Genomic DNA, 12,965 nt, shown 5'->3' with positions numbered 1-12,965 from the left:
CCGGAGCATGCTCCGGCCTTCGTTTTCTTCACTGTGTTGATTACAGCGCGGCGATAACAGCCTGCTGTTCAATCAGCTTCGCTTTCGCTTCTGCATAGCCTTCCAGCTTCTCACGCTCTTTCGCGATGACCGCTTCCGGTGCGCGGGCTACAAAGCCTTCGTTTGCCAGCTTGTTCTCGATGCGGCTGATTTCACCTTCAATCTTCGCTACTTCTTTCGCCAGACGCGCCAGCTCATCTTCTTTGTTGATGAGGCCAGCCATCGGGATCAGCAGCTCTGCGCCGTCGACGATCTTAGTAACGGAAACTGGACCTTTGTCATCGGCAGGCAGCACGGTGATGCTTTCCAGACGCGCCAGCGTTTGCAGGAAGCCACGGTTTTCATTTACGCGACGTTCTGCATCCGCGCTGCAACCACGCAGCAGCAGCTCCAGCGGTTTGCCCGGCGCGATGTTCATTTCTGCACGGATGTTACGTACCGCAACGATCGCCTGTTTCAGCCACTCGGTGTCGGCCAGTGCAGCTTCATCAACCTGAGACGCATCGTACTGCGGGAACGGTTGCAGCATGATAGTGTCGGCAGTGATGCCACAAAGTACTTTCACCCGCTGCCAGATGGTTTCGGTGATGAACGGAATGATCGGATGCGCGAGGCGCAGCAGACCTTCCAGCACGGTCACCAGCGTATGGCGAGTACCGCGCAGTTCGGCTTCGGTGCCACCGTTCATTACCGGCTTGGTCAGCTCCAGATACCAGTCGCAGAACTGGTTCCAGGTGAACTCATACAGAATGCCTGCGGCGATATCGAAGCGGAAGCTGTCCAGCGCTTCGCGGTACGCTTTGATGGTCTGGTTGAACTCCGCCAGAATCCAGCGGTCCGCCAGCGATAGCGTCATTTCGCCGCCGTTGAAGCCGCAATCCTGACCTTCTGTGTTCATCAGCACAAAGCGGCTGGCGTTCCACAGCTTGTTACAGAAGTTACGGTAACCTTCCAGACGCTTCATATCCCAGTTGATGTCACGACCGGTAGAAGCCAGTGCCGCCAGGGTGAAGCGCAGCGCGTCAGTACCGTGCGGCTCAATACCGTTCGGGAACTGCTTCTCGGTGCGCTTACGGATTTTATCCGCCAATTGCGGCTGCATCATATTGCCGGTACGTTTTTCCAGCAGTTCTGGCAGCGAAATACCGTCAACCATATCCAGCGGGTCGATAACGTTACCCTTGGATTTGGACATTTTCTGGCCTTCGTCGTCACGAATCAGACCGGTCATGTAAACGGTGTGGAACGGCACCTGCGGCTTGCCATTTTCATCTTTGATGAAGTGCATGGTCATCATGATCATGCGGGCAATCCAGAAGAAGATGATGTCGAAACCAGAGACCATTACGCTGGTCGGGTGGAACTGACGAAGAGCGTCGGTGTTTTCCGGCCAGCCGAGCGTGGAGAAGGTCCACAGTGCAGAGGAGAACCAGGTATCGAGAACGTCTTCGTCCTGACGCAGGGCAACGTCGGCACCGAGGTTATTTTCTTTACGCACTTCGTCTTCATTGCGGCCAACATAAACATTACCCGCTTCGTCGTACCATGCCGGGATACGGTGACCCCACCACAGCTGACGAGAGATACACCAGTCCTGAATATCGCGCATCCAGGAGAAGTACATGTTTTCGTACTGCTTCGGTACGAACTGAATGTCGCCGTTCTCAACCGCTTCAACCGCCGGTTTCGCCAGCACGTCGGCACGCACGTACCACTGGTCGGTCAGCATTGGTTCGATAACTACGCCGCCACGGTCGCCGTAAGGAACGGTCAGGTCGTGTGGTTTAATTTCTTCCAGCAAGCCGAGCGCGTCAACCGCAGCAACGACTGCTTTACGTGCAGCAAAACGCTCGAGTTTCTGGAACTCCGCCGGGATCTCGCTGGAATAAACGTCAGATTCGTTACCTTTGGTATCGAACACCTGGGCACTTTCACGGATATCGCCGTCAAAGGTCAGGATGTTGATCATCGGCAGGGCGTGACGTTTACCGACTTCATAGTCGTTAAAATCGTGTGCCGGGGTGATCTTCACGCAGCCGGTGCCTTTTTCCATGTCGGCGTGTTCGTCGCCAACGATCGGAATACGACGGTTAACCAGCGGCAGAATGACATATTTGCCAATCAGATCTTTGTAACGCGGATCTTCCGGGTTAACGGCTACGCCGGTATCGCCCAGCAGGGTTTCCGGACGGGTGGTCGCAACCACCAGATAATCTTTACCGTCTGCGGTTTTCGCGCCATCAGCCAGCGGATAGCGGATGTGCCACATCGAACCTTTCGATTCGCGGTTTTCTACTTCCAGGTCAGAAATAGCGGTACGCAGTTTCGGGTCCCAGTTTACCAGGCGCTTGCCTCGGTAAATCAGGTCTTCTTTATACAGACGAACGAAAACTTCTTTCACCGCATTGGACAGGCCTTCGTCCATGGTGAAGCGTTCACGCTCCCAGTCCACGGAGTTGCCGAGACGGCGCATCTGACGGGTAATGGTGCCGCCGGATTCCGCTTTCCATTCCCAGATTTTGTCGATGAAAGCTTCGCGGCCGTAATCGTGACGGGTTTTACCTTCTTCTGCGGCAATCTTGCGCTCAACGACCATCTGGGTAGCGATCCCGGCGTGGTCAGTACCGACCTGCCACAGGGTGTTTTTGCCCTGCATGCGCTGATAGCGGATCATGGTATCCATGATGGTTTGCTGGAAGGCGTGACCCATATGCAAACTGCCGGTGACGTTCGGCGGCGGGATCATGATGCAGAAACTTTCCTGGCTTTCATCGCCATTAGGCTTAAAGTAGCCCTGCTTTTCCCAGTGCTCGTAAAGCGGCTGTTCGATATCTTGTGGGTTGTATGTCTTTTCCATTATTTCCAGGTTGCCGTATTCAGGTTGAAACCAGCCACGCGGTAGGCTTTATAGCGTTCGCGCGCCAGTTGTTTCAGAGAATCTTCATAAGGAACGAAGTCTACCACTTCTGTGAAAGCGGTGGCAAAATCTGCAAAGCTTGTTCGCAGACTAATCAATATATCGCGCGGGCTGCTGCTACGCTTTTGCGGCCAGGCGATCTCCACCGGCGCACCGCCGCGCGGTCCTTCTCCCGCTAAATTATGCGGAACAAAGCTTTCTGCCGGACGCGCCCACAGGGCTTCATCCAGCCGGTAAGCCTGCTTTTCATCTTCACAGGCGATGAGCACGCGCTTACCGCTGCGCCAACGTTCTGCGGCAATTTCACACACCAGTTGCTCAACGGCACTTAAGCCATCGACGGTGGTGTCATTGTCCAGAAGGTAGAACGTTGCGTTTTTCATATATGGGGCTTCTTGTGGTGGATTTAAATATGCATCTGGTATACACCGCAGCGCCTGATGCGACGCTGTCGCGTCTTATCAGGCCTACGAGTTCAGTTCTGTTTGTAGGTCGGATAAGGCGTTCACGCCGCATCCGACAATAACAGCCTTGCCTGATGCGACGCTTACGCGTCTTATCAGGCCTACGAGTCCGGTGCTGTGTAGGTCGGATAAGGCGTTCACGCCGCATCCGACATTAACAACTTTGTCTGATGCAATTACTCTTCGCCGTTAAACCCGGCGCGGTTTAACAGGAACTGTGCCAGCAACGCTACCGGACGACCGGTTGCGCCTTTTGCCTTACCAGAACGCCAGGCAGTTCCCGCGATATCCAGGTGTGCCCAGTTGTACTTACGGGTAAAGCGCGACAGGAAGCAACCTGCGGTAATCGCTCCACCAGGACGACCGCCAATGTTCGCCATATCGGCAAAATTGGACTCCAGTTGTTCCTGATACTCGTCACCCAGCGGTAAACGCCATGCGCGGTCACCGGATTGTTCAGACGCAGCAATCAGCTCATGGGCCAGCGGGTTATGGTTCGCCATCAGACCGGTAATGTGATGTCCCAGCGCGATAACGCAGGCACCGGTAAGCGTCGCCACGTCAATCACCGCTTCCGGCTCAAAACGCTCAACGTAAGTTAACACATCGCACAGCACCAGGCGGCCTTCGGCGTCGGTGTTCAGCACTTCAACGGTTTGACCGGACATGGTGGTTAACACATCACCCGGACGATACGCCCGACCGCCTGGCATGTTTTCACAACCTGCCAGCACGCCGATAACGTTAATCGGCAGTTGCAGCTCTGCGACCATCCGCATCACGCCGTAAACCGCCGCCGCGCCGCACATATCGTACTTCATCTCATCCATGCCTTCGGAAGGCTTAATTGAGATACCGCCGGAGTCGAAGGTTAAACCCTTACCCACCAGCACGATCGGGCGCGCATCTTCCGAGGCGTTGCCTTTGTACTCAATCACCGACATCAGCGATTCGTTCTGCGAACCCTGACCGACCGCCAGATAGGAATGCATCCCCAACTCTTTCATCTGCTGTTCGCCGATAACGCGGGTGATGACATTCTTGCTGTAGCTGTCAGCCAGCTGGCGCGCTTGTGAAGCAAGGTAAGCGGCGTTACAGATATTCGGCGGCATATTGCCGAGATCTTTTGCTGCTTTAATCCCTGCGGCAATCGCCAGACCGTGCTGGATCGCGCGCTCACCGCTGGTCAGTTCACGGCGGGTCGGCACGTTGAAGACCATTTTACGCAGCGGACGACGCGGTTCGCTCTTATTCGTTTTCAGCTGATCAAAACTGTACAGCGTCTCTTTTGCTGTCTCGACAGCCTGACGCACTTTCCAGTAGTTGTTACGGCCTTTAACGTGCAGTTCAGTCAGGAAGCAGACCGCTTCCATCGAGCCAGTATCATTCAGCGTATTAATGGTTTTCTGAATAACCTGCTTGTACTGGCGCTCATCCAGCTCACGTTCTTTGCCACAACCAATAAGAAGAATGCGCTCAGAAAGTACGTTCGGCACATGGTGCAGCAACAGCGTCTGCCCCGGCTTTCCTTCCAGTTCGCCTCGGCGCAGCAGGGCGCTGATGTACCCATCGCTGATTTTATCGAGCTGTTCTGCAATCGGAGAAAGGCGACGTGGTTCGAAGACGCCCACGACGATGCAGGCACTCCGCTGTTTCTCCGGGCTACCGCTTTTTACACTAAACTCCATGCACTACGCTCCTGAATCTTAAAGACAACGGCGGTGGCTACAGATAGAATTGCAAGCTTTCGTAACTCATGTCCGCTGTTGCGATGACTTCGTGTTAATCTTAACGTTATTACGGCATTGGCACGTCAGAACAAAATCTGAGAGGTGGTTCCGTTGAGTATAATTATCTTAGCGACGATTTCGACGACTCAAGAGAATAAATGACGTTTAAGCCATGAAACAAGCTAAAATCCTGCAAAAGACGAGTTTTTACGGGCGTATTTAAAGTGATAATCATAAGATATCTGGTGCGGGAGACGCTCAAAAGCCAGCTGGCGATACTCTTCATCTTGCTTTTGATCTTCTTCTGTCAAAAGTTAGTGAGGATCCTCGGCGCAGCGGTTGACGGCGATATTCCGGCGAATCTGGTGCTCTCCCTGTTGGGGCTGGGCGTGCCGGAAATGGCGCAGCTTATCCTGCCATTAAGCCTGTTCCTCGGGCTGCTGATGACGCTGGGCAAACTGTATACCGAAAGTGAAATTACGGTAATGCATGCCTGCGGCCTGAGCAAAGCGGTTCTGGTGAAAGCGGCGATGATCCTCGCGGTGTTCACGGCGATTGTCGCGGCGGTTAACGTGATGTGGGCGGGACCGTGGTCATCGCGTCATCAGGATGAAGTGTTAGCAGAAGCGAAAGCGAACCCTGGCATGGCGGCGCTGGCGCAAGGGCAATTCCAGCAAGCGACTAATGGCAGCTCGGTGCTGTTCATCGAAAGCGTTGACGGCAGTGATTTCAAAGATGTGTTCCTCGCGCAAATTCGACCAAAAGGTAATGCACGTCCTTCTGTGGTGGTGGCCGATTCCGGACATTTAACCCAGCTGCGCGACGGCTCCCAGGTCGTCACTCTCAACCAGGGAACGCGCTTCGAAGGCACGGCACTGCTACGTGATTTCCGCATTACGGACTTCCAGGATTATCAGGCGATCATTGGTCACCAGGCGGTGGCGCTGGATCCGAATGATACCGACCAGATGGACATGCGCACATTGTGGAACACCGACACCGATCGTGCTCGCGCAGAACTGAACTGGCGTATCACGCTGGTATTCACCGTGTTTATGATGGCGCTCATGGTTGTGCCTCTGAGCGTGGTTAACCCACGTCAGGGACGTGTCCTGTCGATGCTGCCAGCCATGCTGTTATATCTGCTTTTTTTCTTGATCCAGACCTCCCTGAAATCGAACGGCGGTAAAGGTAAGCTGGACCCGACGCTGTGGATGTGGACCGTTAACCTGATTTATCTGGCTTTGGCGATTGTTCTCAACCTTTGGGACACCGTGCCGGTCCGCCGCCTGCGCGCCAGTTTTTCGCGTAAAGGAGCGGTGTGATGCAACCTTTTGGTGTACTTGACCGCTATATCGGTAAAACCATTTTCACAACCATCATGATGACGCTGTTCATGCTGGTGTCGCTGTCGGGCATTATCAAGTTTGTCGATCAGCTGAAAAAAGCCGGGCAGGGGAGTTACGACGCGTTAGGCGCAGGGATGTATACACTGCTGAGCGTGCCGAAAGATGTGCAAATATTCTTCCCGATGGCGGCCCTGCTGGGCGCGTTGCTCGGGCTGGGGATGCTGGCACAGCGCAGCGAACTGGTGGTGATGCAGGCTTCTGGTTTTACCCGCATGCAAGTCGCGTTGTCAGTAATGAAAACCGCCATTCCGCTGGTTTTGCTGACGATGGCGATTGGCGAATGGGTCGCGCCGCAGGGCGAACAGATGGCGCGTAACTACCGCGCGCAGGCGATGTACGGTGGTTCGTTGCTCTCTACTCAGCAAGGTTTATGGGCCAAAGATGGTGACAACTTTGTCTATATTGAGCGAGTAAAAGGTGACGAAGAGTTAGGCGGTATCAGTATTTATGCCTTTAACGAGAATCGCCGTCTGCAATCCGTTCGCTATGCCGCTTCCGCGAAGTTTGACCCTGAACATAAAGTCTGGCGTCTGTCGCAGGTTGATGAATCTGACCTGACCAATCCAAAACAGATAACCGGCTCGCAGACTGTGAGCGGTACCTGGAAAACCAACCTCACGCCGGACAAACTGGGCGTGGTGGCGCTGGACCCGGATGCGCTCTCCATCAGTGGTTTGCACAACTACGTGAAGTATCTGAAATCGAGTGGTCAGGATGCTGGGCGCTACCAGCTCAACATGTGGAGCAAAATCTTCCAGCCGCTTTCTGTTGCGGTGATGATGCTGATGGCGCTGTCGTTTATCTTCGGCCCGCTGCGTAGCGTGCCGATGGGCGTGCGCGTGGTCACCGGTATTAGCTTCGGTTTTGTGTTCTACGTACTGGACCAGATCTTCGGCCCATTGACGCTGGTTTACGGGATTCCGCCGATCATCGGCGCATTGTTGCCAAGCGCCAGCTTCTTCTTAATCAGCCTGTGGCTGTTAATGAGAAAATCGTAACCAGGCGAGTGAAGAAAGGGAGCGAAAGCTCCCTTTCTTATTGTTAGTAGCGTAGGCCTGATAAGCGTAGTGCATCAGGCAAAGGCAAGCTGGTGTGAGAGAACACAAACCGCACCAAACTGTCCCCTCGCGCCTTTGGGGAGAGGGCCAGGGTGAGGGGCACAGACAGCACCTGACTTACCTTTTTCTCCCACCAAGCAAACTCCCCAGCACACCGCGTACAATCTGATTCGTCACCTGGCGGGCGGCGCTTTTCGCCATTGTTTGCACCACGCCATCTTTCTTCCCGCCGCGTGGTCCGGTAGTGCCAAACAAAATATCCTTCAACCCACCAAGAATGCCGTCATCTTCACTTATCTCTTTTCCTTTGGCCGGAGGGGTATTTTGCTGCTCGGTACTTGCCTGTACGCCTTTTTGCAACATCTCATAGGCGGATTCCCGGTCCACGTCATCTTCATACTTGCCGTACACCGGGGAGTGATTAATCAAGCCATTACGCTCATCTTCTGTCACCGGCCCCATCCGTGAACAAGGTGCGATCACCATCGCTCGCTCTACCACAGAAGGGCTTCCTTTCGCATCCAGAAAAGAGATCAACGCTTCGCCGGTTCCTAGTTCCTGAATCGCCTTTTCCGTATCAAATGCAGGATTAGGTCGCATGGTTTGCGCTGCCGTCTTCACCGCTTTCTGGTCTTTCGGTGTAAAGGCGCGCAGAGCGTGCTGAACGCGATTTCCCAACTGCCCAAGCACATTGTCCGGGATATCAGAAGGGTTTTGCGAAACAAACCAGACGCCTACCCCTTTTGAACGGATAAGCCTTATTACCTGTTCAATCTTATCCAGCAGCACCTGCGGGGCATCGTTAAACAACAGATGCGCTTCATCGAAGAAAAACACCAGTTTCGGTTTTTCCAAATCGCCCGCTTCCGGCAATTGTTCATATAACTCTGAAAGCATCCACAACAGGCTGGCGGCGTACAGTTTAGGCATCTGGTAGAGTTTTTCGGCGCTAAGGATATTGATAACACCCTTACCGTTGGCATCGGTACGCATCCAGTCTTTGATATCCAGCATCGGCTCGCCAAAGAAATGCGTTGCCCCTTGCTGTTCCAGCGTCAGTAATCCGCGCTGGATGGCGCCAACCGATGCGCTACTGATATTACCGTACTGATTCTGGAATGATTTGGCGTTATCACCGATGTATTGGGTAATCGCCCGCAAATCTTTAAAGTCGAGAAGCAACAATCCCTGATCGTCAGCAATACGGAAAATGATATTCAGGACTCCAGATTGCACATCGTTGAGATTCAACAAACGCGCCAGCAACAACGGCCCGAGATCCGATACCGTTGCTCGCACTGGGTGACCTTTCTCACCAAAAATATCCCATACCACCACTGGATTCGCATGTGGTTGCCAGTCGTTGACGCCGATATTTTTCAACCGAGCGAGCAGTTTTTCCGAGGTAGTACCTTCTGCCGCAACCCCGGTCAAATCACCTTTTACATCGGCCATAAACACCGGAACGCCGATTTCTGACAGAGATTCCGCCAGTTTTTGCAGCGTGACAGTTTTACCTGTCCCCGTTGCGCCAGTAATCAGTCCGTGACGGTTAGCCATAGCGGGTAGTAAAAACAGTTCTGTGTCCGGCGTGCGGGCAATTAAACGTGGTTCGCTCATGAGATTTCCTCCAGTTCCCTGTCTGGAGTATAGGCACGGTTAAAAAGTTTTCACCACTAAATTCAGCCGATTGCGAGATATCTTAAAGGCCTGGCAGAAGCGACCCGGCAAAGCCTCCTCGATTCATAATTGTCGGCGCCGCACCTTGCCTGAAGTTGAGCTGATTACAGCGAATAAAGGTGTCACAATAGCCACTGCCACGCGCCGTCCTTTGACCTACCTGCAAACCTTTATTCTGCGCGGCGCTACCCAAGGCAACCACGCGGCCAATCGCCTTATGTCCGGCAAGCAACGGATATTGCGAAATCCCTATTCGTTATCGATCATCGACATGCTTTTGTCCTTCTCTGGTATTGCCCGGGAAGTGTAGAGCATGGCAGGGCGGGGTGCCTGGAGTGTGACAAAGGTTACACATCGCTGTATGCAATGCTGAAAATTTCAGCACTTAGCGAGGTGCGAGCAAGCTGGCGCTTGCATGGTGGCGTGCGACAGGTATAATCCACAACGTTTTCCGCATACCTCTTCAGTGCCGAAGTGGCGAAATCGGTAGACGCAGTTGATTCAAAATCAACCGTAGAAATACGTGCCGGTTCGAGTCCGGCCTTCGGCACCAAAAGCATGTAAATGGACCTCAACTGAGGTCTTTTTTTATGTCTAAAATCCAGTATTTATCTACCTTTCCAGCTACATTAACTCTCTCAAGGTCAACCGACATCAACGTACATCTACCAACACATGTTGGTATAGATGATGGTATTTCCGGTTCGATAATGCTTGTACCAACAGGGAGGGGATAAATATGGCGTTAACAGATATCAAAGTCAGAACAGCCAAGCCAACGGATAAGCAATATAAGCTGACTGATGGCAGCGGTATGCACCTACTTGTCCATCCAAATGGTTCGAAGTACTGGCGTTTGCAGTACCGTTATGACGGCAAGCAAAAGATGCTGGCACTTGGGGTTTATCCAGAAATCACACTGGCGGATGCCAGAGCACGTCGTGACGAAGCGCGTAAGCTGCTAGCGAATGGCGTCGATCCGGGAGACAAAAAGAAAAATGATAAGGTTGAACAGAGTAAAGCACGAACCTTCAAAGAGATGGCGATCGAGTGGCATGGCACCAATAAAAAGTGGTCTGAAGATCACGCCCATCGTGTGCTAAAAAGCTTGGAAGATAATCTCTTCGCAGCACTTGGTGAGCGTAATATCGCTGAGTTAAAAACTCGCGATTTATTAGCACCTATTAAAGCCGTAGAGATGTCTGGACGCCTTGAGGTTGCTGCGCGTCTTCAACAGCGCACTACCGCTATCATGCGTTATGCAGTACAAAGTGGGTTAATTGATTATAACCCGGCACAAGAGATGGCTGGGGCGGTAGCTTCCAGTAATCGACAACATCGTCCGGCGCTGGAATTAAAGCGCATCCCTGAGTTACTTGAGAAAATAGACAGCTATACCGGCAGACCCCTAACCCGCTGGGCAACAGAACTCACTTTGCTTATCTTTATTCGGTCCAGTGAGCTGCGTTTTGCTCGCTGGTCAGAAATCGATTTTGAAACGTCAATGTGGACCATCCCGCCTGAGCGAGAGCCTATTCCTGATGTGAAACATTCTCAGCGAGGTTCAAAGATGCGCACACCGCATCTGGTGCCGCTTTCAAAACAGGCACTGGCGATCCTGAAGCAGATAAAACAGTTCTGTGGCGAACATGAGCTGATCTTCATTGGCGATCATGATCCGCGTAAGCCAATGAGTGAAAACACCGTAAACGGTGCGCTACGGGTCATGGGATATGATACTAAGGTTGAGGTTTGCGGCCATGGCTTCCGTACAATGGCCTGTAGTTCGTTAATTGAGTCAGGGCTATGGTCGAAGGATGCCGTGGAGCGCCAGATGAGCCATATGGAACGCAATTCGGTGAGGGCGGCATATATCCATAAAGCGGAACATCTGGATGAGCGCAAGTTGATGTTGCAGTGGTGGGCTGATTTTCTGGATGCCAATCGGGAGAGAGGAATTACGCCGTTCGACTATGCGAAGATCAACCGAGGTAATGGCGTGTGAGTTGAATGCCTTTATTTCTCGGTTGATGTTTAAATTAAAAAGACCAACCAGCCCGCTTAGGTCTGGTTGGTCGCTGTATTTTTTACCGTTGCTATCAGCATTCCATCTGCCAGGTACAGAGCCGCCAGACGAAAAAGATGTCTGCAATAATGCCTTGAATGTACATATAGTTGCGAGCATCATCGCAAACATGTGCTCATGGATTCTTCATTGCAATGACCTCTGACAAAACCCTAAAGCAAGCGATATCAAATATTACTATTTGGCGCAAAGGTGAACAGCGTGCGCCACATAAGCCATTATTGCTACTGCACGTCCTCTCACACTATCGGCAGGGTCATGATCGCCTGTTTAACTATGGTTCTGAAATCTACGAACCCCTGTTGGATCTCCTGGAACGTTATGGACCGCAGCGCCGTGACCAGCGCCCGGATATGCCGTTCTGGCGTCTGAAGGGCGATGGCTTCTGGGAACTACAAAATGCGGAACTGTGCTCAACCAATGGTAGCCGCCAGCCGCCCCGACGTGAACTCATCGAATATAATGTCGCGGGTGGATTTGATGCCGATAATTTTACGTTGGTGGCAAAAAATCACAGGTTAATTGATACGTTGGCGCAGCAGCTCTTGGAAGCGCATTTCCCGGCCAGTATTCAGGAAGACATCGCTGACGAGATGGGTTTTGATATTCGCACCTCACTCCGACAACGCGATCCGAAGTTCCGCCATATTGTGCTACGTGCTTACAATTATCAGTGCGCTATCTGCGGTTTTAACATGCGCCACGACAATGCGCCGATTGCTCTGGAAGCTGCCCATATCAGATGGAAGCAGCACCATGGCCCTTGTGAAGTACCTAATGGCCTGGCATTGTGCGCAATCCATCATAAAGCGTTTGATCGTGGTTCGATTTGTTTGGATGAAAATATGCGTGTGATGGTTTCCGGCGCGGTAAATGGTGGTGGGGTGGTACAGCGGTTGTTCTGGGATTTTGCGGGAAAAGCGATTGCGTTGCCGCCGGTTAAAGAAAATTATCCGGGCGAGCAGTTTATGGAATGGCACAGGAAAGAGGTGTTCAGAGGAGAGCATTGATCTGGGGTAGGGCAGTTATTTTGCGTGTGGTATACAAACTATTCAGCCGTATTAGCTCAGATTTTACCTGATACATCTATTGCATAGAGCCAAACCTAATCTGACAGGCAGTTCTGTGTCAGAAGCGGCCATTACTAGTCTATGCTGCAATAATTCTTTGGGGGCAGGTCAGGTACACCCTCATACATGCACAAATTTTTGAGCCGCTAAGTCTTATTTTGCTGATGACCTTATGGATAGAGGATGTAATGACACCGTTAACCTGAGATGAACTCTAGTCTTGGACAAGACGAAGTTGCGAGCGGTGATTATTCTGTATATCTTGGATATTTCTCATTGAGATCTTAGGACCATACGCAGGATGTCTTCGGATATTATTCAATACCTGAAAACTAAATGGAAAATCGTTACCCCATCATTAGCCCTTATAGTTGCCGTTGGTGCAGGGCTTATCACTCTCAAGGACGCAAAGGAAGTGATCTGGTCTTGGTTCTCATCTGAAGAGAATATGTCGGTTATACAGGCACGGTTACAACCCTTCCGCATTAAGCCTGTAGTGGCATAGTAAATTT

General features: G+C 52.1%; 9 protein-coding genes, 1 tRNA gene and 1 pseudogene. 6 read left to right on the top strand and 5 right to left on the bottom strand.

Annotated elements, in window-relative coordinates; translation table 11 throughout:
• Window positions 1-40 precede the first annotated feature (40 nt).
• From valS to pepA, 3 genes are all read right to left on the bottom strand, one after another.
• Window positions 41-2,896, bottom strand: a complete 2,856-nt coding sequence (gene valS, locus D9742_RS15525) for a valine--tRNA ligase (protein ID WP_000416385.1) — start codon at window positions 2,894-2,896, stop codon at window positions 41-43.
• Complete coding sequence (gene holC, locus D9742_RS15520; RefSeq protein WP_000786399.1) at window positions 2,896-3,339, bottom strand: DNA polymerase III subunit chi; 444 nt, start codon at window positions 3,337-3,339, stop codon at window positions 2,896-2,898. The genes valS and holC overlap by 1 nt, the downstream gene beginning before the upstream one ends.
• Window positions 3,340-3,596: 257 nt before the next feature.
• Window positions 3,597-5,108 (bottom strand): leucyl aminopeptidase, encoded by a 1,512-nt coding sequence (gene pepA / locus D9742_RS15515; RefSeq protein WP_000397144.1) that lies wholly within the window; start codon window positions 5,106-5,108, stop codon window positions 3,597-3,599.
• A 153-nt stretch (window positions 5,109-5,261) separates the two neighbouring features.
• On the opposite strand from pepA, the gene ytgA reads away from it, so the two are divergent.
• The 3 genes from ytgA (at window position 5,262) to lptG (ending at window position 7,557) form a co-directional block, all read left to right on the top strand.
• Entirely contained in the window at window positions 5,262-5,312 is a 51-nt protein-coding gene (ytgA, locus tag D9742_RS23500) for a protein YtgA (RefSeq protein WP_211180521.1), read from the top strand.
• A 62-nt stretch (window positions 5,313-5,374) separates the two neighbouring features.
• Window positions 5,375-6,475: an LPS export ABC transporter permease LptF gene (gene lptF, locus D9742_RS15510; protein WP_000584114.1), complete on the top strand. Its 1,101-nt coding sequence runs from the start codon at window positions 5,375-5,377 to the stop codon at window positions 6,473-6,475.
• The gene (lptG, locus tag D9742_RS15505; protein WP_001182249.1) at window positions 6,475-7,557 is read left to right on the top strand and encodes an LPS export ABC transporter permease LptG; all 1,083 of its coding nucleotides are present in this window, start codon (window positions 6,475-6,477) and stop codon (window positions 7,555-7,557) included. The genes lptF and lptG overlap by 1 nt, the downstream gene beginning before the upstream one ends.
• 177 nt (window positions 7,558-7,734) lie before the next feature.
• Here the strand turns inward: lptG and D9742_RS15500 are convergent, their stop codons facing one another.
• Together D9742_RS15500 and D9742_RS15495 are read right to left on the bottom strand one after the other, a co-directional pair.
• Complete coding sequence (locus D9742_RS15500) at window positions 7,735-9,237, bottom strand: helicase HerA-like C-terminal domain-containing protein (RefSeq protein WP_130237501.1); 1,503 nt, start codon at window positions 9,235-9,237, stop codon at window positions 7,735-7,737.
• Window positions 9,238-9,343: 106 nt separating this feature from the next.
• A pseudogene (locus D9742_RS15495) lies at window positions 9,344-9,570 on the bottom strand (alcohol dehydrogenase catalytic domain-containing protein); the annotation flags it as partial.
• A 195-nt stretch (window positions 9,571-9,765) separates the two neighbouring features.
• Here D9742_RS15495 and D9742_RS15490 point away from each other — a divergent pair.
• The 3 genes from D9742_RS15490 (at window position 9,766) to D9742_RS15480 (ending at window position 12,393) form a co-directional block, all read left to right on the top strand.
• Window positions 9,766-9,850: transfer RNA gene (locus D9742_RS15490), tRNA-Leu, on the top strand.
• Between the two features lie 186 nt (window positions 9,851-10,036).
• The gene (locus tag D9742_RS15485) at window positions 10,037-11,302 is read left to right on the top strand and encodes an integrase arm-type DNA-binding domain-containing protein (RefSeq protein ID WP_130237499.1); all 1,266 of its coding nucleotides are present in this window, start codon (window positions 10,037-10,039) and stop codon (window positions 11,300-11,302) included.
• 215 nt (window positions 11,303-11,517) lie between these two features.
• Window positions 11,518-12,393, top strand: coding sequence for a phosphorothioated DNA-binding restriction endonuclease (locus tag D9742_RS15480; protein WP_130237498.1), 876 nt, complete (start codon window positions 11,518-11,520; stop codon window positions 12,391-12,393).
• The last annotated feature ends 572 nt before the right edge of the window (window positions 12,394-12,965 follow it).

The organism is Escherichia sp. E1V33, from assembly GCF_004211955.1.
Lineage (GTDB): Bacteria > Pseudomonadota > Gammaproteobacteria > Enterobacterales > Enterobacteriaceae > Escherichia.
The sequence above is the reverse complement of the archived record's forward strand: the minus strand, read 5'-3'. Positions and strand labels throughout refer to the sequence as shown.